General features: G+C 62.3%; 20 protein-coding genes. 9 read left to right on the top strand and 11 right to left on the bottom strand.

From position 1 onward, the window contains the following. Positions 1 to 181: 181 nt before the first annotated feature. Complete coding sequence (locus tag KF712_14395; protein MBX3742179.1) at positions 182 to 856, bottom strand: VTT domain-containing protein; 675 nt, start codon at positions 854 to 856, stop codon at positions 182 to 184. A 158-nt stretch (positions 857 to 1,014) separates the two neighbouring features. On the opposite strand from KF712_14395, the gene KF712_14400 reads away from it, so the two are divergent. Both KF712_14400 and KF712_14405 read left to right on the top strand, forming a co-directional pair. Beyond that, the gene (locus tag KF712_14400) at positions 1,015 to 1,929 is read left to right on the top strand and encodes an NAD-dependent epimerase/dehydratase family protein (protein MBX3742180.1); all 915 of its coding nucleotides are present in this window, start codon (positions 1,015 to 1,017) and stop codon (positions 1,927 to 1,929) included. A 24-nt stretch (positions 1,930 to 1,953) separates the two neighbouring features. Beyond that, positions 1,954 to 2,148 carry a hypothetical protein gene (locus KF712_14405; protein ID MBX3742181.1) on the top strand — a complete coding sequence of 65 codons (195 nt, stop codon included), beginning with the start codon at positions 1,954 to 1,956 and terminating at the stop codon, positions 2,146 to 2,148. A 54-nt stretch (positions 2,149 to 2,202) separates the two neighbouring features. Here the strand turns inward: KF712_14405 and KF712_14410 are convergent, their stop codons facing one another. The 6 genes from KF712_14410 to KF712_14435 all read right to left on the bottom strand — a co-directional run bounded on the left by KF712_14410 (position 2,203) and on the right by KF712_14435 (position 10,670). After that, positions 2,203 to 3,558: a hypothetical protein gene (locus tag KF712_14410; protein MBX3742182.1), complete on the bottom strand. Its 1,356-nt coding sequence runs from the start codon at positions 3,556 to 3,558 to the stop codon at positions 2,203 to 2,205. A gap of 140 nt (positions 3,559 to 3,698) precedes the next feature. Next, entirely contained in the window at positions 3,699 to 4,928 is a 1,230-nt protein-coding gene (locus KF712_14415) for a hypothetical protein (GenBank protein ID MBX3742183.1), read from the bottom strand. A gap of 77 nt (positions 4,929 to 5,005) precedes the next feature. Then, on the bottom strand, positions 5,006 to 7,429 hold the full coding sequence (locus KF712_14420) for a hypothetical protein (GenBank protein MBX3742184.1): 2,424 nt from the start codon (positions 7,427 to 7,429) through the stop codon (positions 5,006 to 5,008). Positions 7,430 to 7,537: 108 nt separating this feature from the next. After that, on the bottom strand, positions 7,538 to 8,398 hold the full coding sequence (locus KF712_14425; protein MBX3742185.1) for a hypothetical protein: 861 nt from the start codon (positions 8,396 to 8,398) through the stop codon (positions 7,538 to 7,540). Positions 8,399 to 8,586: 188 nt separating this feature from the next. Then, positions 8,587 to 10,119 carry a LamG domain-containing protein gene (locus KF712_14430; protein MBX3742186.1) on the bottom strand — a complete coding sequence of 511 codons (1,533 nt, stop codon included), beginning with the start codon at positions 10,117 to 10,119 and terminating at the stop codon, positions 8,587 to 8,589. Next, positions 10,116 to 10,670 (bottom strand): sigma-70 family RNA polymerase sigma factor, encoded by a 555-nt coding sequence (locus KF712_14435; protein ID MBX3742187.1) that lies wholly within the window; start codon positions 10,668 to 10,670, stop codon positions 10,116 to 10,118. The genes KF712_14430 and KF712_14435 overlap by 4 nt, the downstream gene beginning before the upstream one ends. Positions 10,671 to 10,839: 169 nt before the next feature. Between KF712_14435 and KF712_14440 the strand changes: the two genes are divergently transcribed. Then, positions 10,840 to 11,754, top strand: a complete 915-nt coding sequence (locus KF712_14440; protein ID MBX3742188.1) for a DUF1080 domain-containing protein — start codon at positions 10,840 to 10,842, stop codon at positions 11,752 to 11,754. Between the two features lie 70 nt (positions 11,755 to 11,824). Here the strand turns inward: KF712_14440 and KF712_14445 are convergent, their stop codons facing one another. Next, complete coding sequence (locus KF712_14445; protein MBX3742189.1) at positions 11,825 to 13,165, bottom strand: hypothetical protein; 1,341 nt, start codon at positions 13,163 to 13,165, stop codon at positions 11,825 to 11,827. Positions 13,166 to 13,370: 205 nt separating this feature from the next. Here KF712_14445 and KF712_14450 point away from each other — a divergent pair, with 205 nt between their 5' ends. The 5 genes from KF712_14450 (at position 13,371) to KF712_14470 (ending at position 18,027) form a co-directional block, all read left to right on the top strand. Then, on the top strand, positions 13,371 to 14,294 hold the full coding sequence (locus tag KF712_14450) for a hypothetical protein (GenBank protein MBX3742190.1): 924 nt from the start codon (positions 13,371 to 13,373) through the stop codon (positions 14,292 to 14,294). A 45-nt stretch (positions 14,295 to 14,339) separates the two neighbouring features. Then, positions 14,340 to 15,107, top strand: coding sequence for a class I SAM-dependent methyltransferase (locus KF712_14455; GenBank protein ID MBX3742191.1), 768 nt, complete (start codon positions 14,340 to 14,342; stop codon positions 15,105 to 15,107). Positions 15,108 to 15,340: 233 nt separating this feature from the next. Next, positions 15,341 to 15,727, top strand: a complete 387-nt coding sequence (locus KF712_14460; GenBank protein ID MBX3742192.1) for a hypothetical protein — start codon at positions 15,341 to 15,343, stop codon at positions 15,725 to 15,727. Further along, positions 15,727 to 17,013 (top strand): nucleotide sugar dehydrogenase, encoded by a 1,287-nt coding sequence (locus KF712_14465; GenBank protein ID MBX3742193.1) that lies wholly within the window; start codon positions 15,727 to 15,729, stop codon positions 17,011 to 17,013. Before KF712_14460 ends, KF712_14465 begins: the two co-directional genes overlap by 1 nt. Before the next feature lie 21 nt (positions 17,014 to 17,034). Further along, entirely contained in the window at positions 17,035 to 18,027 is a 993-nt protein-coding gene (locus KF712_14470) for an SDR family oxidoreductase (GenBank protein ID MBX3742194.1), read from the top strand. A 113-nt stretch (positions 18,028 to 18,140) separates the two neighbouring features. Here the strand turns inward: KF712_14470 and KF712_14475 are convergent, their stop codons facing one another. The 3 genes from KF712_14475 to KF712_14485 are packed head-to-tail and all read right to left on the bottom strand — an operon-like array spanning position 18,141 to position 21,831. Next, the gene (locus KF712_14475; GenBank protein MBX3742195.1) at positions 18,141 to 19,385 is read right to left on the bottom strand and encodes a glycosyltransferase family 4 protein; all 1,245 of its coding nucleotides are present in this window, start codon (positions 19,383 to 19,385) and stop codon (positions 18,141 to 18,143) included. 13 nt (positions 19,386 to 19,398) lie between these two features. Further along, the gene (locus KF712_14480; protein MBX3742196.1) at positions 19,399 to 20,391 is read right to left on the bottom strand and encodes a hypothetical protein; all 993 of its coding nucleotides are present in this window, start codon (positions 20,389 to 20,391) and stop codon (positions 19,399 to 19,401) included. 12 nt (positions 20,392 to 20,403) lie between these two features. Then, the gene (locus KF712_14485) at positions 20,404 to 21,831 is read right to left on the bottom strand and encodes an MBOAT family protein (GenBank protein MBX3742197.1); all 1,428 of its coding nucleotides are present in this window, start codon (positions 21,829 to 21,831) and stop codon (positions 20,404 to 20,406) included. 156 nt (positions 21,832 to 21,987) lie between these two features. Here KF712_14485 and KF712_14490 point away from each other — a divergent pair, with 156 nt between their 5' ends. Beyond that, entirely contained in the window at positions 21,988 to 23,181 is a 1,194-nt protein-coding gene (locus tag KF712_14490) for a glycosyltransferase (GenBank protein MBX3742198.1), read from the top strand. Positions 23,182 to 23,222: the final 41 nt, after the last annotated feature.

Genomic DNA, 23,222 nt, shown 5'->3' on the forward strand with positions numbered 1-23,222 from the left:
GATTCTCCCAGGGCTCCTACATTAGGGATGGGCAGCTTCCTGATCCCTGCATTTTTCAACTGCAATGGAAGCGAAGCGACATGGACGAACTGACCATGTCGCTTCGCTTCCATTGCGGTTGGATTTCTCCCTAATGTAGGGACCCTGAGGATTCTCCCCGGCAGATGATTTTGACATCCGTTCAGCGGTTCCGGAGCCTTTGCCTGATCCTGCAAACAAGGACCAACCCGGTGATCAGGAACGCCGCTCCAGCCACCAGTGGCATCCAGTTACGGTCCGCCAATCCCGCGGCTCCCAGCACCACCCCGATGGAAAGGACCCCGTTGCACGCCAGCGAAACTCCGAGATAAAGGCGGAAAGGAACCTTCAACAGGCCGAGCACATAGTTCTGCACGAAGAACGGGAACCCCGGAGTCAGACGGACCAACAGGATCACCCAGAGCTGGTTGTCTTCATGCAGTTCCGGCACTTTCATCCCCATCCACGCCAGAAGTTTCACGATGAGCTTTCTGCCGGCACCAGCCGCCAACCAGTAGGTCCAGCTCATGTTGAGCGCCAGCGCGGCCAGACAGATCATGCACGCCACCACCGGCCGGTCCCTCCATACGGTTCCCGCCAGCAGCAACAGCAGCCCCGTGGGGATGGGCAGCGCGGGAAGCACGACCAACGCTCCGAAAAGCAGCCATGGCCGCGGTATCAGGAAATTTTCAAACCCCTTCCACGCCGATTTCACCACCCCGGCGTCCAAGCCCAGCGCCCAGGCGATGAGAAGCGCCGCCGCTGCCGCCAACAGCGCCCCCACCCCGAGGTATCGCAGCCGCCTGTTCGCCAAAATTCCGCCCAACAATCTTGCCATCGGAGGACGGCACCCTGAACGCCATGCGCCAAACGTAAATTCCCAAATCCATCCACGCCGCTTTCCTGCGGCAAGGTCCCCGGTTTCCATTCCCCCAGCGCATCTTATGCGCTTTATTTGTCCTTGAACGCCTGCTCCCGGATTCCACCCTTCCCGCCATGCGCATCCTCGTTACCGGTGGTTCCGGCTTCATCGGCAGCCATCTCGTCGAACACTTCCAAGGCTCCGCTGAAATCATTGTGCTGGATGACCTGAGATCCGGATACCGGCGCAATCTGGAAGGCTTCTCCCACCGGTTCATCGAGGCCAGCGTGACGGACCGGGCCGCGGTGGAGGCGGCGATGGAAGGGGTGGATGTGGTCTTCCATCTGGCAGCGATGATTTCGGTCCCCGAGTCGATGAACGCCCCCTGCCAATGCGCGGAGATCAACGTCATGGGCCTGCTGAATGTCCTGGAAGCAGCAGCCGCCAGCGGAGTCAGGAAGCTGGTCTTCGCCAGCTCGGCGGCAATCTACGGCGATGATCCGGCCGTTCCAAAGATCGAGTCGATGACGCCCCAACCGAAAAGCCCCTACGCCATCACCAAACTCGATGGGGAATACTATCTGGAGATGTTCCGGCGCGAGGGCAGGCTCAACACCGCCTCCATCCGCTTCTTCAACGTCTTCGGCCCCCGCCAGGATCCCAACAGCGCGTATGCCGCCGCGGTTCCCATCTTCATCCGGAACGCGCTCGCCGGGAAGGACATCACCATCTTCGGCGATGGGGAGCAGACCCGTGACTTCATCCATGTGAAGGACATCGTCGCCGCCCTGGTCCACGCGGCGGATCATCCGGATCTCCACGGCACCTTCAATGCGGGCTACGGCGCCAGCATGACCATCAACGATCTGGCGGCCCGGATCATCCGGCTTTCCGGCTCCACTTCGAAAATCGTCCACCTGCCCGAGCGGCTGGGGGACGTCAAACACTCCCGGGCCTCGATCGACAAGCTGCTCGCCACCGGATTCAGCCACGTCAGCTCCGTTGAAAAGGGCCTCGCGGAAACGCTGGCTTCCTTCCGCGACCGTTAGTCCGCAGCCTCACCCCACATCACCATGAACGAACTCAAGGAACGCCTCAAAGCCCTCGGCCTCAGCGAAGAGATGACCGACAAGACCCTCGCTGTCATCGCGGACTTCGCGAAGTCCAGGCTCCCCAGGACCCTCCACCAGCCCATCGATGATGTTCTGGCGGGCAAGTCACCGGATCTCGGCGGCCTGCTCGGCGGTCTTGGCGGGTTTTTCAAATGATCGGCACGCCGCCAGGTGGCGTCCCCCGGCCATTGTCAGCCTGCGGCCAACGTTTCACAGGGCGGCGGGCTCAGGGCGGCCGTCTTTTGACAGCACCGCCTCCAGCGAAACCCTGGTCCCCACCTCCGCCCGCACGGAGAAACCGCCTCCCATCTCCTCCATCCTCCGGCGCATGTTCCCCATGCCCCGGCCGTGTCCGCTGTTCACGGAGATGCCCCGGCCATTGTCGAAGATCACCATCGACAGCCGGTCCTCCTGGAACAACACGTGGATCCCCCCATCCTTCGCGCCGGAGTGACGGACCATGTTGTGGGCCGCCTCAAACGCCACCTTCATCAGCGAGGCGGCGGACTGCGCATCCCGGATGATGCCTTCCGGAACCGGTCCCTCCACCTTCCAGTCGAAGGAAATGCCAGCCATCGTCATGATCTTCCGGGCATAGCTCTCCAGATCACGCAGCCAGTCCGACCAGCGGAAAACCTCGTTCTCCACGGAGGTCATCAGCCCCTGGATTTCACGGCTGCCCTTGAGGGCCATCTCCTCGAAGTTGGAGAAAATCTCCGAAATCTCCCCCTCTGCCTCCACCCTTCCCAAGCTGGCCAGCATCGCCATCGTCGCGGTGATCCCGCCGATGCCATCGTGCAGTTCCCTCGCCACGATCTCGCGCACGCGCCGCGCCTTTTCACGTTCGATCTCATGCTTGGCCTCCAGGAGTTGCTGCTCCATCGCATGGCGTTCCTCGCTCCGCATGGCCACCTCCCGGATGTGATATTGGTTCACCAGGAACAGGACGCTGAAGATCCACAGGAAGGTCATCGCCAAGGCGGCCAACGCCAGCGACGCATTCTCCCAGGATGTCCCGGAGACCCAGGACTGGAGCGGTTGACGCACCCACGTGAACATCCGGTAGCACATCCCTATCCCCGCTATGCCGAAACCCAACGCGGCCATCCTGGTGGAAAAACGCAGCCCTTCCCTCCGGTCCCTCCAGATCAAGACCGCCGTCACCAGATAAACCGCGGCCGCCCAGGCGCTGGCCACCTTCACCCTCACCGCCTGGTTGTCCTCCACGAACAGATACCAGAAAATCACGGCAAGCGGCACCGACCCCGAGATGGCGAGCCATTTCCAGCGGACCTGCTTCTCCCTGAACTGGATGACTCCCGTCAGATAGCACAGGATGGCGGAGCCGTGCAGGACATTCGGCAGGACATGGGTGATGAACCGGTTCTCAAGCAGTCCCTGGAAAAGGAACAGTGGCAGGCCCAGACAGGTGAAAATCGCCCCCAGCGTCCAGATCCCCACACCCGGAACCTTCCGGTTCGCCATCCACACCACCGAAATGGCGATCACGCTGACAAGGCAAGCGACGGCGACCGCTACAAAGAGGGTGCGCACATCCATCGTCATGGGCACAAAAAACGCGTCCCACCGCCCTCTTGTCGATGGTGGATTTCAGGGATCACCCCTTGATCCGCCGGATTTCCAGAAAGTTGTGTGCAGTTCCAGGGATCAAGGTGGGATCGACGGACCCGGGGGACACGGAAAAATCAACGTCCACCTTCCCCGGAGCGCTTCAGTTGCTCCATGATCGCGGAGACCAGATCCGCGCCGAAGGCCCGGGAGGTTTCCGCATTCACTTCCCCACCCCGGGCATTCGCGTAGGGAAGCTCGAAGGTGGCGGCCACCTCCACCCCGGGGATCGAGGCCGCCCAGCGCGAACCACTGGTGCCGGCCTTGTAGTTGGCGGCCGTGTTCCAGGACTCACCGAACGGGACATTGTCGGAAACCTGATAGATGAGGGGGCCTTTGCGGTGCTTTTCGAGCAGCCCGCAAAAGGCCGTCTGTTTCGCGAACATGGCGGACGATTCGTGGCCCACCAGATAGATCTTCTCATTCACCTCACCCCGGATGTGGGGGCAGTGAAGATCGAGGGCGATGCGCAACCTGCCGCCAGCCCACGCCGGAATGGTCCGGAGGAGCGCCTGCGTTTCCGGATAGAGGCCGCCGGGGTCGTAGTCCCTGTTATGGTCATGCGGAGCGCGGTTTTTTCCCTGATCCCCGTCCTCCACTCCATCTTTATCGACGAAGGGGATCACCTGCATCTCGACATTCTCCCGGAACCAGGATCCGCGTTCATCCTTGGCCAGAACCGCCCGGATGATGCCCTCCACGGTGTAGGACATCATCATTTCACAGGCATGCGAGCGAGCGGTGACCAGCACCCGGTGGCGCGGCTCTCCGTTGATCCTGCCGATCCGCAGGCGTTCGACATCCCGTCCTTTCCGGCTCTTGCAGAGAACTTCCCTGGACAGGGCGGGGTCCGGACCCAGGTCGTCCAGGAACCGATCCAGATCCGCCTGCGTGTACGGCATGCCAAAGGAGAAGCGGACCTTGTCCTCCGATGCGGGAAACGTGTAGGTGAAGGATTTTTCATCCGCATGATCCGTTCCGAGCCAACGCCAGTTCTTTCCCTGGTCCGTGGAAACAGCGGGCCCGCGGACACCCACCGGGCTGCCATGAGTGAAGTTGAAGGTGAGCGTCCGGCCCGCCACCCCGCTCACCTGGAAATACCAATAGAACCACCCGCCCTTCGTATCCCGCAGGTCGGTCCGGAGATTCACCGTATTTCCGGAGATCCCCTCCACGAGGATGTTCCCTCCCGGAAAAGCGGAGTCGATCCTGAAAGGGACGTCATCCGCCGCCGGGGATATCAGGGCACCAACGGTGCAGAAGATGAGGACGGACAGTGGGAGCGCCACCGGGGATTTCGTTTTCATGTTCCGGCTTTAAATGAAGGTTGGATGACCTGTGCTCCGACAGCGGAAAGATCTGGCGGCCAAACTGATGGGTCGGCTCAATGGGTGGAGACAAGGACCCGTGCGAATCTCACCGGCACCCCGGAAGGCACGTGAATGATGACCCTTTCCCATGCATCGTCGATATAGGAAATCTCCTCGACCGCGGTAACCGCACGCCAGGCTCCTTCCCCGGACGCCAGGAGATTTTCGGAAATCTGGGGAATGTAGGTGATCCCCGGATTGGAGGAGGCTTTGCGGCGGATATATTCAAAGCGCAGGGATCTGCCTTCGGGGGTATCGATGGCACGGATGGCAGGAAGGCCGGCGACACCGGTGGTTTCCGTGACAGGATTCGCGTCCGGGTGACGGGCGCGGAGTCCGAAGGCGTATTCCGCGAGGTTGGACAGGCCATCGTGATCGGGATCCATGGTCCAGCCGGAGATGGCGGGATCTTCCACATCCTCACCGAACGCCTCTTCCAGCCAGATCTCCGCGACGCTTGCGGCAGGTGCCGGGAGATAGGTGGCCAAAGCCCTGGCAAAGTCCGCGCCCAACACCTTCGCACGCTCCTGCGTCACCTCCACGCCACGGATCACCGAATAGGAGATTTCCGCGGTGGTGATGAGGCTTGCGGACGGGAACGTGTCCCTCGCCCATGCCGAGGAGTTCCTGCCCTGCGAGTAATTGGCACTGGTGTTCCAGCCCTGGCCGAAGGGAAGGATGTCGTTGGCCTGCACCGGCAGCTCGCCTTGCCGGGTCGCCGCCAGGTGGGTGAGGAAGGCCTGCTGGCCGGCGGCGACATCCTGCTGGGGCGCTCCCACGAAATACATCCCTTCCTCGCGGGCGGAAGGACAGTGCAGGTCGAAAAATGCCACGACCCGGTCATGGTATTGCGCACCGAGCTGCATGACCGCGGTCACCTCCGGATAGAGCTGGGTGGCGTTATAATCCCGGTTATGGTCGTGGGGGTTGCGGTTTTTTCCCTGGTCCCCTTCTTCCACCCCATCCTTGTCCATGAACGGGACGGCGAGGATGGTCCTTTTCCGCAGGTTCCTGCCGGTCACGTCATCCGCGAGCGCGGCTTGCAGGAAACCTTCGAGGACATAGCTCCCAAGGACCTCACAGCTATGATGGCGGGTGGCGAGAAGGATGATCTCCGACGATGTGTCCGTGACCGGTTTCCCGATCCGCACAAGCTCCGCCCCGCGGTTGTTCCGGCTGCGGCAAAGCTCGGTGACCTCCAGATGCGGGTTGCTTCCGTTCGCGCTCCGCCACCCGTCGAAGTGGCTCTGCTGGTATTGTGGACAGAAGGCATAGCGCGCCTCTCCTCCTTCCGGAACCGGTGGAACGTAGAAGGCCCTGCCGGGCATCACGCTGCCAGCCCCCAGATAAGCCCACGTTTTTCCCTCGTCATAGCTCACCGCCGGGCCGCGCAGGCCGATGTGGTCGGCGGAATTGAAGACCGCCGTGAACCCGGCAGTGTCCCGCGTGCGGAAGCTCCAGTAGAACCACGTCTGGCCGGGCTGCATGTGGCGCTGGTCCGGAGTGAGGGAGACGCGCCGTGGCTCCGTGGAGGAAGGCTGGGTGACGGAAAGCACCCGGACATTCGCTCCGGGGTAGTCCACGTCGATCAACGGGGGATCCGGATTCTCGATGGGTATCGGCGGATCCTGCGGAACCGCCGTAACCCGGAAGTTTCCGAACGCGCCGGAAGCCAGCGGGCCATGGTTGAAAATCTGGATGGAATTGACCAGCCGGGTGCCGAGCGAACCCACGGAAGGCCAGACTCCGTCAGCCGGGTGGCTGGCCGACAGCAGGGTGGAAGTCACTACATCCTCGACCAGCCAGCGGTACTTCCAGTTGTCGGGGTTCGCGGTGTTCAACTGGATGGACAGTCTCCAGGTGCCCGCGTTGGAACCCAGCGTGCCGAGATGATCCTGTGTCAGCCCGGTGTCCGCGGTTCCCGGGGAATTCCGATGCCAGCGGCGGAGAATCTGGAAAGGACCGGCGCTGCTGGCGGCGTTGGGGGTGTTGTCAGGACTTCTTGCGATGGTGGCGATGACCGGCTGCCCGCCGACGGCGGCGGCGGTATTCGGGGTCGCGTTGTACAAGGAGATCCCCACATAGGTCAGCGTCGTGGTGGGATTGGCCGCAACGGGGACCGCCGTGGTATCGACGGAAATGGTGTAGAGATGGCCGTTGACCGGTGAAAACGGCACGAAGGCGGACATGCCCTGGTTGGCCGCAGGACTCACCAACCCGCCATTCGCCTTGAATCCGGTGGCCGCCGTCCACGTGGCGGAGGCACTGCCTCCCGCCTCTCCGGACCGCTCGTCCAGCGCCAGGCTGTTCAGGTTCGCGCTGCCCGCGCCACCAAAGTCGTGCCGATAGATCACGGACTCCCCGGTTCCGGCGAACAGGCAGTTCCAGGAAAACGCTGAGGCAACGATGGTCGCAACGGATAAGAATCGGGAAATCATGGGGATCATTTTCTGGGTTTCATGCTTGGGGCCGCGCACATGGCGGGCGAGCCGCCACCCTTTGCCAAAGGAGACGGTGAATTTCTCAAAACCGGGGAGAGATGCCGCTCACCTCCTCCGCCGCAGTCCTGCCACCGCAAGGGCGAAAGCACCAAGCAACGCCGCGCCCGGCTCGGGAACGGCGGTGACGAGGAAGTTGTCGAAGGTGCTGGAAGCCATCGGCCCGTGACTGTGGAGCTGGATGCTGTTGATCGGGTTCGATCCCAACGAACCCACGGAAGTCCAGTTCCCCTCGGACAACAGGGCGCTCGTGCCCACATCCTCCACCAGCCAACGGTACATCCAGCTGCCGGCGTTCGTGGTATCAAGCTGGATGGTCAGTCTCCAGGTGCCGTTGTTGTCGAAGGTGGGTTCGAATGTCCCGATGTGGTTGGCGGTGATGGCGGGCCCGACATTGGTTGACGGGTTGGTGCGGTGCCAGCGGCGGAGGATCTGGAATGGCCCCGAGGGGTTGTCGAGGGAGTTGGGAGTGTTGTCGGGGCTTCTCGTGATGGGTGCGATGACAGGCTGCCCGCCGACCGCTCCAGCCGTGTTCGGGGTGCCGTTATACAGGGCGATTCCGGTATAAGCCAACGAAGTGGTGGGGTTGACCGCGGTGGGCGTCGCGGTGGTATCGACCGAGATCGTGTAAAGGTATCCGTTGACCGGCGAGAACGGCACGTAGGCGGACATGGATGTCTGACCCGATGGACTCACGATGCTTCCATCAGCCTTGATATTACCGCTGGAGTTCCAGGTGGCGCCGGCGTTCCCGCCGGCAATTCCGGACCGGCTTTCCAGCGCGATTCCGTTGAGGCTTGTGCCGCTCGTACCGCTGAAGCTGTGCTGATAGATCACCGCGGCATGCACGGCCGGCAGGGTGAGCGCCGGGATGGCGGCCATACTGAGGAGGAACGATCGGATGGTCATGGGGAGTTTATTGGTGGGTCCTTCGGGTTTCTTGTTTCCGGCGGGTCACCGGATCGGTTTTCCCGGACAAGCGGCACTTGTCGGGCATTCCATGGGAGGAAGTGTTGTTTGATGGGAAAAGTAACACTTCCCCTGCCATGATTTTCCCCCTCCAGCAGTGGGGGCCCCATCGGGAAGGCATCCCGGCATCACCTGACAGGGAAGGCGCTGTCCCTGATGGCAAGGATTTCGCTTTGTGAAAGGGCGTGGTTGAAGATGTGGAGTTCATCGATCGCGCCGCGGAAAAAACTCCCCTGGAAGCTGCCCTTGGCGAGATTCCTGCCGATCCAGATGCCATGCCCGTCCGGTCCGGAGTCGGTGCGGACCTCTCCGGTCATGCGATAGGTGAACTGCTCCGGAACTCCATCGACATACATGATCACCTCCATCGAGACGTCGGGCAGAACCTCATCCTTCAACACCACGGCGATGTGGTGCCATCTGCCATCCCGCAAATCCGTGCGGCCGACCGAGGCGCCATGATACACGCCCACCCGCAGCCTGCCCAGCGGCCCTTGGTTCTCGATCGGCTGGACCGAGATCTGCCATGCCTTGTCGAAAACATGGCTTCCCCAGGCAACCATGGCGAACCCCTCCTTGATCCCGGAGTCCTCCGGCACCTTTGCCCAGAAGCAGACGGTTCTGGGAGCGCCTCCTTCGATGCCCCGGTGGACGCTTTCCGCGAAAGCGCCCTTTCCGTCGAAATACAACGCACGTCCGGAAACCCCCTCCACCCACTCCGGAATTTCACCGCCTTTCTCCTGCTTCAGTCCGAAGTCCGCCTTCTTGCCGGCCAACGCACCCTCCCCCAGCCCACGGGCCGTCGTTCCAACTCCTTCATCGAAGGACCAATAAATCCCGCCACGATCCGCCGTTGAGCCATGGGGCAGGCTCACCCGGAACTGGCCGACTTCCGCGGCGCGCCGTGTCCTGTCCCGCAGACGGAAGACCTGGGAACTTTCAAGAAGCCATTTTTCTCCGGATCCGGAGGACACCGCCACCCGCCCCTGGAGAGCATGGGCCTCAGCCCCCCATTCATCCCTCATGACGACCCCCATCATGGAGCCTAATCCCGTCAGTTCACCTTCAGGCGTGCCAATCCGGTAGCCTTCCCCTTCGGGGGAAAGGTGCGCCACCAGATGCCCCTGGTGCAGGAATGCCCGGGATTTGTCCAGGAACTCGATCCGCGCCGGCCCGTCAATCACGAGGCGTCCGCTGTCGCCGATGGCGACCTCGACCAGACCTTCGCCAAAAGCAATGATCCTCCCCTTCCTGATGGTATCTCCGGCCGCAAACTCCCTGGATCCGCCATAAACCACACCATACATGTCATGGATCCTGCCGACCGTCCCCAGCGAGTACCACCAGGAGAACAGCGCCACCAGGAAAGCCGCCGCCACCGCGCCGAGCCATGCATTCCTCCGGCGTCTGAGGCGTGCTTTCAAACCGAGCACGAATGCCTCCGAATCACTGCCCGCCACCGTTTCGCGGATGCGCAGCACATTGTCCGCACGGGTCAGCTTGTCCTCGAGGGCGACGGACAAAAGCGCTTCCAGCTCGGCGGCAGCGGCATATTCCCGGCGGACGTTCTCGTCCGCCCGCATGAGATCCGTCAGACGCCGGATCCCGGCGGCATCCGCCTCCCCTGCGAGCACCTTCTCGATCAACTCACGGTTCTTCATGCCAGGGTGTCTTTCAGTTTGTCCCTCACGCAAACCGCCAGCAATTCCCGCAGGCGGTGGAACTTCATCGTCAGGGCGGAGTATCCCGCGCCACTGTCCCGGCAGAGATCCCGCAAGGTCCTCCCCTTCACATAACGCTCGTAGAGCTGGTCGCGGGAATGGCTGTCCACGGAGTCGAGACACTCCATCAGGGCGTCGAGCGCGGCGCTTTCCTCCAGAGCCGGCTCCGGATGCTTGATCAGCAATTCCTCTAGTTCCGCGAATCCGCCGATGTAGCTCTCCCGCCGCTTGCGGATGTAGTTCCGCAGGTGGTTGACGGCGATACCACGGAGCCACATTTCGAAAGTTCCATCCCCCCGGTATTGGCCGATCGATCTGAAAGCGGTGACAAAGACATCCTGGGCCAGATCGTCCGCCGCGGAGCGGTCACGCAGCCTGGATCTCAGAAACGCACGGATCCAGCCTTCATGGATGCGGACCAGCTCCCCGAAGGCATCCGTGTCGCCACTGACGATCTCCTGGATGATCGAAAGGTATGAGCTCTTTGTCATGATGCGGATGCGGGGGCTTCCGTGCCGGTCTCCCCGGGGAGAAGTGTTTTCACTTCATGGAAATAACACACCGGAATCCCAAGCGCCCATCCGAAGGGGGGTCAGGGATTCCGCGGGGATCGGAAAAAGAAGGTGACATCACCGGCGGTTATGACATTCCAGAGGATAAATGAAAACCCGCTTCCATCCCCGGCGCCTCTCCGCCTTCGCTTCCTGGTTGCTCCTCGCATCCGCCACTCTATGCCCTGCGGGGGAGAAAAAGGAGCTGACCGACACGCAAGGCCGGAAAATCCAGGCGGACGTCGAGGAACTGACACCGGAAGGCGTGCTCAAGGTCCGGGTTTCCGGAAAGGCCTTCGACATCCCGCTCGGGAATCTGGTGGAGGAAGACCAGGAGTGGGCCAAGGGCTGGGAGGAGGACCGGAAGGCCGCCGCCGAGGGACAGGAATATGCCAAGGTTCTCTTCGAGGATGATTTCTCCAAGGAAGGGTTCGGCGAACGCTGGGGGCACTACAAGAGTGGCAGCACGGTGAAGGATGGCGTGCTCCAGGGATTCTCACCGGACCCGTCCGACCATGCGGCGGTGGACAATGTGAAGATCGAGGGCCAGCAGGACATGGAGGTTTCCGTCAAGTTCCGCTTCATGGGGGAGAAGGGCAGGCAGCTCGATGTATGGCTGGATGACTGGGGTTTCAAGGGTTCCCACGCCGGACACATCTGCCGGGTCTCCGTCGGCCGCAACCACGTTTCGATGATCGACGCGAAGGAGGGTTCCTTCCGCAAGGACATCTACGAGAAGAAGAAGGCCGGCGGGGAACTGGACGAGGAAACCCTCAAATCCCTGGAAGGAAAGTCCGCGAAGTTCGACCTCAGGATGAAAGCGGACGAGTGGCACACCCTCACCGTCCGCACCAAGGGGGATGAAGTCACCGCGCTGGTGGACGGGAAAAAGATCGGCTCGCTGAAATCCCCGGGCATCGCCCATGAGACGAAGACCCTCATCAGCCTGACCACGAACGAGGCGGACATCCACTACGACGACTTCATCATCCGCGGCAAACGCAGCTCCGGGAAGAAACGATGAGCGGCATCACCCACCGGCGGGCATCCGCCGCATTCCAGCCGGAATGCATGCGCCCGCCGCTCCATGATGGTCAATCCTTCTGGACGTATTCAAGGCGATAGAAGCACCGCCCTTCCACAGATGCCGCATCGATGACGAACACCGTCTGGAGATCACCGTCCCTGGAAAGGTTCTCCGGCTCCGCCTCCAAGGCCCTCCAGCTTCCCGCCGCCAGGGTACTGCTGTATTGCACCACGATGCCCACTCCGGCGGTGGCCGTCACATCGTAGGTCCATCTCAGTTCCACTCCTGTGGACGGCGAAGACGGAGGCCTCACCGAAAGGAGTCTGTCCGAACCGGCATCCATCCCCTTGGGGTTGAGTCCATGGGCGTACTCCGCAAGGTTGGTGATACCGTCGTGCTCGGCATCCGCGGTGGGACCGCTGATCGCCGGATCCATCTGCTCCGGCGTTGTGAATTTCAGTGCTTTCCAACTGTCATACCCCGTCACCACCGGATCCCGAGGGGTGGTGAGGATCGTCCCCCGGCCCGAGCTGACGCCACCGACGGCCATAAACCTGCCGTCCGCGAACAATGCACCGAAGAGGGTGCTGGTGACCCCTGAGGTCACGGGAGTCCAAGCCGTTCCGTTGCCGGTTACCCGGATGTTCCCTCCATCACAGACAGCGACCAGCGTATGCCCGTCCGTCACCATCGAGTAGATGTCCGTGTAAATCCCGGTGTCTTCGGTACGCCAGTCGATGAGATCCTCTGATGAGAAACACTCTCCGTAGCGGCCGCCGGTGTAATAACGGCCGCGGAAATACGCCATGGTGTAAACGTCACTGCTGACAGGCAGGGTGACCGTGGTCCACACGAGTCCATCCTGGGAGGTGCGGACCGTGCCATGGATCTCACCATCCTCCATGGCACCCTCCTGCCCATACGCGAGGAAACGCCCGCCCGCGAAAACCACGCCCTGGAGGAACTGCCCCGCAGCGGTGGTATCAACCCCTTGCCAAGTCGTTCCATCCGCCGAGCTGATCGCCATGCCAAAGCCCCCTACCGCAACGAACTTCCCCGCACCGTAGGCCACTCCCGAAAGGAACGCGGTGGTGGTGGATGCCTCAGCTTTCCAGGTGATCCCATTAACGGATGTCAAGACGGTCCCCGCCGCGCCCACGGCAACAAACCGTCCGCCGCCGAAACAAACGGATCGCAGCGAGTTGGTGGTGGTGGAAGTCCGGCTGGTCCATGTCACGCCGTCCGGAGATGTGACGATGGCCCCCGAATCACCCACCACGGCATACAACCCCGCTCCATACGCCGCACCACTCAACGACTGTGTCGTGGCCGATACCCGTGATACCCAGGGGCTCTGGGTTTGCGCTTCCAGCTTCGCCACCGCAGCCAAGCCTGACAGGCAGATCAACAAGCACGAAATCAAATGGCGGGCAGAGTTCATCATCTGGGAAGGAGAATCACCGGACACCGGAGGGAGGCGGGTCACGCACCGAAACAGCTTCCGCTTGAACCGTCCAGCCTCGATTTGACCTAGAATCCGGACAGCATCCAGGGATCAACCCGATTGACTCCCCATCAGTGCTACCCCAGACTCCCGGCCGGAGTTCAATGACATGGGTTTAGAAAAAATCGGAGCGGCCACATTCCAAAGCCTGAAGAAGCGGGGGATCAAGATGGATTCCCTGCTCACCTTCGGGCGCCAGCATTTTTCAGTTTCGCCGCTGGACTTCGGGAAAGTTCCGGGACTCGCCGGGATCGTCAGGGCAAACCCACGGTTGCTGGAAGGGAGCAACGCCTACGCGGAGCCGTTTTTCAAAGCCATCGGCATCGGAAATGTGGAGTCCATGGATGTATCCGCCTACGAGGCGTGTTCACTGGTCCATGACTTGAACCACCCCATCCCCACGGAATGGCATTCACGCTATGACATGGTGTTCGACGGCGGAACGCTGGAACATGTCTTCCATTTCCCGAATGCGATCGCCAACGCGATGAATCTGGTGAAGGCCGGAGGGGTGTTCATCACCGCCACGACGAGCAACAACTTCAACGGCCACGGCTTCTATCAGTTCAGCCCCGAGCTTTTCTTCAGATTGTTCAATGAGTCGAGCGGCTTCGAGGTGTTGCTGATGGCCCTGTCCGAGTCGTTCGGGCGGCGGCGCGTGTTCAAGGTGCAGGATCCCGCCGAACTCGGGAAACGCATCACGTTCCTGGGCGACGGCCCGCTGGAGATTGTGATGGTCGCCCGGCGCACCAAGCTCATCCCCGCCCCATCGATGATCCCCTACCAGAGCGACTATTCCGCCACGTGGGAAAGGAACCACGCCCCGCAACCGCCCGCCGCCGGCCGGGCCTCCGGCTTGCTGAAGCGCGCCATCCGCAGGAGCCTTCCGGAGCTGTGGATGCTCCGCTACGACACCTTCCGCTGGGAACAACACCAGAAAAAACGGATGCACGAGGGGGTCACGCTGGTCGATTCCATCGATGAATGCTTCCTGCACCCGGAGCAGCACGCCGCCCATCCGGCACATTCCTGAATGCCGGAACCCGGCTGGAGCCGCCCATCACCCTTTCCTGAGAGCATGATCTCCTTTTTCGCCAAGTCTCTGAACCTGATCCTCAAACCATTGAACCTCGAGTTGGGCCGCAAGCCCGCGGCGAAGGACAAATGGCCCTACGATCTGTCCGAACTCCAAAAGAAGATCCTGGCCAAGGTGGAGCCATACACCATGACCTCACCCGAACGCATCGCCGTTCTGGTCGATGCGGTGCGGCACATCGAGATGAATGGCATCAAGGGAGATATCGTGGAATGCGGTGTGTGGCGCGGAGGTTCCTCGATGGCCATCGCGGAGACCCTCATGGCGGGAGGCTCGGCCGAACGCCATCTCTGGCTCTATGACACCTTTGACGGCATGAGCGCCCCGACCAACGAGGACACCAGTTATGATGGTGAATCCGCTGCGGACCAACTGGCGCGGACCGTGAAGAACGAAGACAGGACCATCTGGTGCGTCTCCCCACTCGATGACGTGCGGGACAACATGGCGGCGACCTCCTACCCCGCCGGAAAGGTCACCCTGGTGAAGGGCAAGGTGGAGGATACCATACCGGGGACCATCCCCGAAAGCATCGCGCTGCTCCGTCTCGATACGGACTGGTACGAATCCACCAGGCATGAACTCGAGCAACTCTATCCGCGGCTGGCCAAAGGAGGAATCCTCATCATCGATGACTACGGCTTCTGGCAGGGAGCGAGGAAGGCCGTTGACGAATACTTCGCGGCCCACCCTCCGGCTCCGTTGCTGTGCCGGATCGACCCATCCGCCCGCATCGGGGTGAAACCATGACCCACAGGAAGTTCCGCCGATTGGTCAGGGAGGACCTCTTCCGCTATGATGGCGGGCAGGGGGCCGCCGCCTTCTTCCAGGCGTGGCGTCATGAGGCCGGGTTCCGCATCACCTTCATGATGCGCCTTTGCCGGTTGCTCCGCGCATGCCCCCTCACCCGTTACGGACCCTATCACATCGTGGCTTTCCTCCACCGGCGTTCCGCGGTGCGCCATGGGGTTTTCATCGATCCGATGACGGAGGTCGGAGGCGGACTCTATCTCCCCCACGCCCTCAACATCGTGGTCAACCGCCGCTGCCGGATCGGCACGAACGTGAATCTTTCCCATGGGATCACCCTCGGCATCGCCAACCGGGGCTCCAAGGCGGGGACGCCCGAGATCGGCGACCGCGTCTATATCGGGCCCGGTGCCGTGATCTTCGGCGCCATCCGCATCGGCGATGAAGCTGCCATCGGCGCCAACTCCGTCGTCACCAAGGACGTTCCCGACCGCTCCGTCGTCGTCGGCATCCCCGGAAAGGTGATTTCAAATGACGGCTCCGACGGCTATGTGAACCATATCCTCACGGACACCGCGCCCGTTGCGCCCCACCACCTGCCAACCACGGAAAACTCATGATCCCGCATCCCGAAAAAACGAAGATCGCCGTCATCGGGCTTGGCTACGTCGGGCTGCCATTGGCCGTCGAATTCGGCAAGCAATACAACGTCCGTGGCTTCGACATCTCCTCCGCGCGCATCAATGAACTCCGGGAAGGAACGGACTCCACCCTGGAATGTTCGGCGGGGGAACTGGCGGAGGCAACGCACCTCACATTCACCAGCGACCCGGAAGCGCTGCGCGGGTGCGATGTGTTCATCGTCACCGTTCCCACCCCCATCGACTCATCCAACCGCCCCGATCTCACGCCTTTGCTGCGCGCCAGCGACACCGTGGGCAGGGTCATCCGGAAAGGGGACCATGTCATCTACGAGTCCACCGTTTATCCCGGAGCCACGGAGGAGGACTGCATCCCTGTGGTCGAGCAACTCAGCGGACTGAAGCTCAACGTGGACTTTTTCGCGGGTTACAGCCCTGAGCGCATCAATCCCGGCGACAAGACACACCGGCTGACGATGATCCGGAAAGTCACCTCCGGATCCACCCCGGAGGCGGCGGACTTCGTCGACGCCCTCTATGCGAGCATCATCACCGCAGGCACCCACAAGGCGGCATCGATCCGCATCGCCGAAGCGGCCAAGGTCATCGAAAACACCCAGCGGGATGTGAACATCGCCCTGGTGAACGAACTATCCCTCATCTTCAACCGCATGGGGCTGGACACGCTGGAGGTGCTGGAGGCGGCCGGAAGCAAGTGGAACTTCCTCCCGTTCAGGCCCGGACTGGTCGGCGGACATTGCATAGGCGTGGATCCCTACTATCTCACCCACAAGGCGCAGCAGTCCGGCTACCACCCGGAAATGATCCTGGCCGGACGACGCATCAATGACAACATGAGCGGCTACATCGTCTCGGAGGTCATCAAGCTCCTCCTGCTGCGGAAGCTGCCGGTCAACGGCGCGCGCATCCTGGTGATGGGCCTGTCGTTCAAGGAGAACTGCCCCGACATCCGCAACACCAAGGTCACCGACATCATCCGCCAGCTCCAGCCATACGGCTGCCAGGTGGACGTGTACGATCCATGGCCGAAGCCCGACGAGGTGAAGCGCATCCATCATCTGGACTTGCTCACCTCCTGGGAGGATCTGCGGCCCGGCACCTATGACGCCGTCATCCTCGCCGTCGCCCATGACGAAATCCGGAAAGCCGGCCCCGGGCGCATCCGCAGCCTGATCCGCGATGGCGGCATCATCTATGACGTCAAATGCCTGCTCCCGCGCGAAGCGGTGGACGGCCGCCTCTGACCACCGCCGGAGCCATCCCTCATGAACAAAACGATCGTCAACTCACGGGTGCTGGTCACCGGCGGAGCCGGATTCATCGGCTCGAACCTGATCGACGCCCTCCTGGCCCAGGACAACGAAGTCGTCTGCCTCGATAATTTCTTCACCGGAAAGCGCGGAAACATCGCCCACCATCTGGAAAATCCGAGGTTCACCCTCATCGAGGGGGACATCCGCGATCTGGCTACCTGCCGCCGGGCGTGCGATGGCACCGGCTACGTGCTGCACCAGGCCGCCCTGGGGTCCGTGCCGCGCTCCATCGACGACCCGATCCTCTCCACGGAGGTCAACGTGATGGGCTTCCTCAACATGCTGGTGGCAGCCCGTGATGCCAAGGTGAAACGCTTCGTCTATGCGGCGAGCAGTTCCACCTACGGTGACAGCACCGCCCTGCCGAAGGTGGAGGAGAACATCGGCAAGCCGCTGTCCCCCTACGCCATCACGAAGTACGTGGATGAACTGTATGCCGGGAACTTTTCCGAACTCTACGGCATGGAGACCGTGGGGCTCCGCTATTTCAATGTTTATGGCGCGCGGCAGGATCCCTCCGGCGCATACGCCGCGGTCATCCCGTCGTTCGTGAGCGCCCTGCTGAGGCACGAGAGGCCGGTCATCAACGGCGACGGCACCTTCTCGCGGGACTTCACCTACGTGGACAACATCGTGCAGATCAACCAGCTTGCGGCGATCACCAGCAAGCCGGAAGCGGTCAACACCGTTTACAACGCCGCCTGCGGCGAGCGCACGAACCTGACGCAACTCGTCGGGGCGCTGCAGCGGCACCTCGGCGAATTCGACCCGGCGATCCGCGACATCCAACCGGCTTACGGTCCGTCCCGCCGTGGTGACATCCCGCACTCCCTGGCATCGATCGACAAGGCGGTCACGCTGCTCGGCTACGCGCCCCGGTTCAACTTCTCCCAGGGCATCGCCGCGGCGGCGCAGTGGTACTACGAGAACCTGCGGGCGGACTGAACTTCGCCACCGCCGGCTCTTTACGGCCAGGTCTTCCGGGAACAGGCCGGGGGTATTTCAGATCACCCTCGCTCCGTTCGTTCGTTTCCATTTCACCGTCGTCGCCTTCACCTTCATCGGTTTCCTCCCGGCAGTCCATGATAGACCCGGGCCAACTCCGACACGCATTCCTTCCAACTCTGGGTCCGCACCATCCATTCCCTGGCGTTGCGCCCCAGTTCCGCTGTTCCCTCCCCATCATCGAGAGTCTCTGAAATCCCTTTCTCCCACAACGCCACCTCATGGGGAATCTTCCGGAATTCCCTGTCCGTGTGGCCGAATTCCTCCCCCTCGTCCGGGAACCCGTGGAACGGAGCGAACAGGCACGGCAAGCCGGATGCCATCGCCTCCAGAGCCGCATTCGGAAGCCCCTCGCGGCGGGATGGGAAGACGAACAGGTCGGCGGCCCGGTAGTAGGCCTCCACGCCGCCCACTTCCCCCGTCATGATCATCCGCTCCCGTGACACCAGCCCCTCCACCAGCGGCGTGATGGTGGACTGGAATTTCTCCATCTCCACCCGGAATGCCGGATCCCTGAAGGTCTCCCGCATGCCCTGGCTGCCCACGCAGACCAGGAACGCGTCCGGGTGGCGCGCCTCGATCCTGTTCCATGCCTCCACCAGCAGGTCGCACCCCTTCCGCGGCATGAAACCACCGACATAAAGGATCATCCTGCCGCCTTCGGGGAGGCAGAGTTCCCGCCGGAGATCCGCGCGTTCGACGGCGTCCCGGGCCGGCCGGAAGCGTTCGAGATCGACACCATTCGGCACGAAGGCCATGCGGTCCGCCGGAAAGTTGCCGAGGGAACGGTACGCGTTGCCAAGCGCGCTGCTGCAGAAAATGAGCTTCCGGAATGGAAGCAGGCAGAGCGTGATGCGGAGGCTGGCCCGGAGCCTGGCCCACCCGCGCAGATCCCTCTCGGGAGGAAACATGCTGAAGTAGTAGGTGGCCGGTATTCCTTTCAGCCGCGCCTTTGCCAATGCGAGGGTGGCTCCCCAGCTTTCGCCGTTCGGCTGGATGCAGCCCGTGCCGGGGTAGTTCTCCCCGATCAGTGCGAGTGTCTTCCCGACGATCAGCTCGCGCTCACGGCGGTGGCTCACATCCTCGCAGCCGGGAAACCGCAGGATCTCGATCGAGTTCCACTCCTCGCTTTCCGAAGTGTGATGGGCGCGGAGCGCCGTGCAGACATGGACGATGACTCCGTTTTCGCGCAGCCCGGACGCATAGCGGACGAACTGCAGGAACCCGCCGCCAACCTGGTCCGGATAAAAGATTTCCGTCGTCAGAAAGAGATGCCGCAGAGTCGAACTGTTCGTCACAGGTAAGGAGGCTTCAATGGGAATTTCCGGCCGGGAACCCCTTTGCCAGGGAATTCAGGATCGCTTCGGTGAATAGCTCCGCACCGGCCTCCCCCAGGTGGTAGTGGTCCGGAAAAAGGTCCGGGGTGATCCCGGGAACCACCGCCAGGTCGTGGAACGGCGTGTTCGTCTCCGCGAGCAACCTTAGCACCGGAGCCGCGACCTGATAGCCTTCCGGCATCGGCACGCTGATGACATGAAGTTCCGCCCCCATCTCCCGGGCTGTGGCGATGAAACGCCTGAGCGCCTCCACGCTTCCGGCATCAGAGGGATCTCCGCCACCTCCGGACGGTTCCGCCTGTGCCGCCTTGGGACCGATGTCCTTTCCTGCGGTCAAGACCGGCCATGCCGCCTCAAACCCCGGCAGGTAGGAGTAGCCGATGCGGGTCCGGACCCGGTCCTTGTTCGCGAGCAGGTGGGAAGTCGCCCCCATAACAAGGCTGATGGCATCATCATTGCTCCGCATCGAGCGCGCAGCGGCCAACAGGTCCTGCGCCCCCACGAAGTAAGCGCCCAGCGTCTCCGGAGTGACGGGTTGGTCGAGCAGGTGGACCCGCCCGGTGAACAGCAGGATGACATCCGGATGGGAGCCGGCGTTCGCGAAGTAACGCTTCACCCCCCAGTCCCATTGGGCCACTGAGCTTCCATCCGGCGCGAACAGCTCCGCCTGGGTCCGCAGCTTCTTGCCATCCTGCGGCCAGCCGCCCCCCCCGCCGAGTTGTTTCAGATCCACACCGCTCCGCGACAGCGAGTTCCCGACCACCAGCACCGTCCGCACCTCCTCCGGCGCGGCCGCGATGCGGGCGGCGGTTTCCGGGGTGGCGATGATGTTGAGCAGGTCCAGGGAGAGAGAACCCGCGAAGTTCCGGACCAGCCCTTCCAACAACAGGAAGGACATCACGAGCACGAGCACCACCTTCCACTCGTTCCTCTTCGGCTTGTCTGTACCTGGATAGTCCTCTTTCACAGCAGTTGGGGATCAGAACCGGAAATAGATGAACTCCTGCTGCACCGGTGAGCCGAAGAACAGGATCATCCAGAGCATGTAGACATAAATGACGGCGCGCCACCCCCAATGCGTCTTCGTCAGCGCGAGCAGGTCACCTTTTTTCTCACACCACCACTCATAGGCCACCAACGGGACCAGATAGAGCGCCATCAGTGAAAGCATGCCGGTCTCCAACCCGCCGAAGTGCCAGCCGCCCCCCGCCAGACGGCCCAGCATGGCGAATGCCTGGCTGGCGGAATCCGCACGGAAAAACAGCCAGCAAAGGCAGACCAAATGGAATGTGACCGCCATCTTCACGAAGGCGGCCAATCTTCCGTCACCCTCCTGCCCGTCCCGCGGCTGCTGCTTTCCGGACACCAACCGGTGGACCGCCAGCCACCCGCCATGCAGAGCCCCCCATATGATATACGTCCATGCGGCGCCGTGCCAAAGGCCGCCGAGCAGCATCGTGAGAATGAGGTTGCAGTAAGTCCGGACCGACCCCTTGCGGTTGCCTCCCAGCGGAATGTAAAGGTAGTCCCGCAGCCAGGAGGAAAGGCTGATGTGCCAGCGCTGCCAGAACTCCTGGGGCGACTTCGCGAAATACGGATGGCGGAAATTCACCACCAGGTCGAACCCCAGCCACTTGGCCACCCCCTGCGCGATCGATGAATAACCGGAGAAGTCGCCGTAAATCTGGAAAGCGAGCGCATAGATGCCCAACAGGATCTCCCACGCACCCAGTTCCGCCGCGGGACGGGCGAAGATATGGTTCGAGATGAGCGCCATGTTGTCCGCGATCACCACCTTCCGGAAGAGGCCGCTGAGGACAAGATACAGCCCATCCCGGAAACGCTCCTCATCCAGGGGTTTGCGCGGGTTTGCGATCTGCGGCAAGAGGTGGGACGAACGCTCGATGGGACCGGCGAGCACCAGCGGGAAAAACGAGACGTAGAGGGTGAAATCCAGCAGGTTCCGGGTCGGAGAGGTCTTGTTCCTGTAGACGTCGATGGTGTAGCTGAGCTTCTGGAAAGTATAGAACGAGATGCCGACCGGCAGGACCAGATGGATGCCCGGAATGCCCCCTGTAATCCCGATGCCGGCCAGAAACGAATTGAATTCGTTGACGAAAAATCCAAGATATTTGAAGATCCCTAACAGCCCCAGGTTGAAACACACTGAAACAATCAGCCAGGTCTTGCGTCTGGGACCCGCCCCGGCACCGGCGATCCGCTGCGCGACAAAGAAATCAACCAGTGTGGAAAACGCGATCAACCCGAGGAAGCGCCAGTCCCAATAGCCGTAGAAGGTGTAGCTGGCGATGACGAGGAAGCGGTTCTGCCACCGGTGATCCAGGAACCGGTAAATCAGCGCAACCAACGCGAAGAAAATCCAAAAAGTGTAACTATTGAATAGCATGAAGCTGGATCCGGCACCCGGTGTTCCCCCCGGCCCGGGCGGCATGATAGCAATCCGTAATGCCGACCAATGGCAACAAACTTTTCCGGGGCGACGCCGGACGGACGGCGACCTGACGCCCACCCGTTCACCGCACTCCCGATGTAATCCAGCCCGATGAGACGCCTGCTTTTCGTATCAAACCTCTTCCCGGACGCGGAACACCCCATCCGGGGTCTCGACAATGCCACGTTGCTGCACGCGCTGCGTGATGAATGGGACATCCGCGTCCTCAGCCCCCGCGCGGTGATGCCACCGTGGCGCAAGGCCGGGGCGCGCCCGCGGGAACAGGACCGGGTATTCTCCCCGCAGTACATCCCCTGCCCCTACGTGCCGAAGTTCGGAAGCTTCTGCAATGACCGGCTGATGGCCCGCTCCCTCTCACGCGCCTTCGGACACACCATCGGCGAATTCAAGCCGGATGTCGTGCTGTGCTCCTGGCTCTATCCGGATGGCTGCGCCGTGGTGGATCTGGCCGCGCGTCACCAGGTGCCGGTCGTCCTGATCACCCAGGGCACCGACACCCACGGCTATCTCGGATCCCCCACACGGCGCAGGAAGATCGTTTCCGCGATCAAGCGCAGCGCGGCCGTCATCTGCCGCAGTGGAGATCTGGCCCGCCGGCTGCATGAAGCGGGCGCGGACAAGGAACCGCTCAAGGTCATCTACAACGGTGTGGACATCCGCGATTTCCGCCCGCGTGACCAGCAGGAGGTGCGCGGGCAACTCAACCTGGACCGGGAACAGCCGGTGCTGCTTTTCGTCGGCAACTACCTGCCGGTGAAGAACCCGTTGATGCTCATACGCGCCCACGCGGAACTCAACCGGCGGCGTGAAGGGCGCGGCGAATCCCCTGCCCGGCTGGTACTGGTCGGGGACGGGCCGCTGCGGGAGGAAATGGAGGGCGCCATCGCGCGGGAGGGCTATCGCCACCTGGTGGATCTCCGCGGGAGGGAAGCCCCTGCGGAGGTGGCCCGGTGGATGAATGCGGCGGACCTCCTGTGCCTCACCAGCCACAACGAAGGATTCCCCAATGTGATCCTCGAAGCGATGGCCTCCCGCCTGAAGGTGGTCAGCACGGATGTCGGCGGCATTTCGGAACTGGTGGACCGCCCGGAGCGGGGGATCCTGACACCAGCGGGAGATCCCGGCGCCTACGTCCACGCACTGGAACAAGCCCTCGGCGGAACTCCCCCCTTTCCACCCGGGCCGGCCCCGGCCAACGCCACGGACTTTGGCTGGAGCACCGCCGCGAACCGATATACCGACATCCTCCTGGACGCCTGCCCGCCCCGGCGGGATCCGGCCTGACATGCCGCTTCACACGGCCCCGCTGATACCCTAGCGTCTCC

The organism is Akkermansiaceae bacterium (assembly GCA_019634595.1).
Classification (GTDB): domain Bacteria; phylum Verrucomicrobiota; class Verrucomicrobiia; order Verrucomicrobiales; family Akkermansiaceae; genus Luteolibacter.

Bases quoted from the DNA above. Each gene is read 5' to 3' on its own strand.
- KF712_14415 (MBX3742183.1), bottom strand. From the start codon at position 4,928: ATGAAAACGAAATCCCCGGTGGCGCTCCCACTGTCCGTCCTCATCTTC.
- KF712_14455 (MBX3742191.1), top strand. From the start codon at position 14,340: ATGATCTCCTTTTTCGCCAAGTCTCTGAACCTGATCCTCAAACCATTG.
- KF712_14395 (MBX3742179.1), bottom strand. From the start codon at position 856: ATGGCAAGATTGTTGGGCGGAATTTTGGCGAACAGGCGGCTGCGATAC.
- KF712_14425 (MBX3742185.1), bottom strand. From the start codon at position 8,398: ATGACCATCCGATCGTTCCTCCTCAGTATGGCCGCCATCCCGGCGCTC.
- KF712_14420 (MBX3742184.1), bottom strand. From the start codon at position 7,429: ATGATTTCCCGATTCTTATCCGTTGCGACCATCGTTGCCTCAGCGTTT.
- KF712_14430 (MBX3742186.1), bottom strand. From the start codon at position 10,119: ATGAAGAACCGTGAGTTGATCGAGAAGGTGCTCGCAGGGGAGGCGGAT.
- KF712_14400 (MBX3742180.1), top strand. From the start codon at position 1,015: ATGCGCATCCTCGTTACCGGTGGTTCCGGCTTCATCGGCAGCCATCTC.
- KF712_14485 (MBX3742197.1), bottom strand. From the start codon at position 21,831: ATGCTATTCAATAGTTACACTTTTTGGATTTTCTTCGCGTTGGTTGCG.
- KF712_14440 (MBX3742188.1), top strand. From the start codon at position 10,840: ATGAAAACCCGCTTCCATCCCCGGCGCCTCTCCGCCTTCGCTTCCTGG.
- KF712_14450 (MBX3742190.1), top strand. From the start codon at position 13,371: ATGGGTTTAGAAAAAATCGGAGCGGCCACATTCCAAAGCCTGAAGAAG.
- KF712_14460 (MBX3742192.1), top strand. From the start codon at position 15,341: ATGACGGAGGTCGGAGGCGGACTCTATCTCCCCCACGCCCTCAACATC.
- KF712_14470 (MBX3742194.1), top strand. From the start codon at position 17,035: ATGAACAAAACGATCGTCAACTCACGGGTGCTGGTCACCGGCGGAGCC.
- KF712_14490 (MBX3742198.1), top strand. From the start codon at position 21,988: ATGAGACGCCTGCTTTTCGTATCAAACCTCTTCCCGGACGCGGAACAC.
- KF712_14410 (MBX3742182.1), bottom strand. From the start codon at position 3,558: ATGACGATGGATGTGCGCACCCTCTTTGTAGCGGTCGCCGTCGCTTGC.
- KF712_14405 (MBX3742181.1), top strand. From the start codon at position 1,954: ATGAACGAACTCAAGGAACGCCTCAAAGCCCTCGGCCTCAGCGAAGAG.
- KF712_14435 (MBX3742187.1), bottom strand. From the start codon at position 10,670: ATGACAAAGAGCTCATACCTTTCGATCATCCAGGAGATCGTCAGTGGC.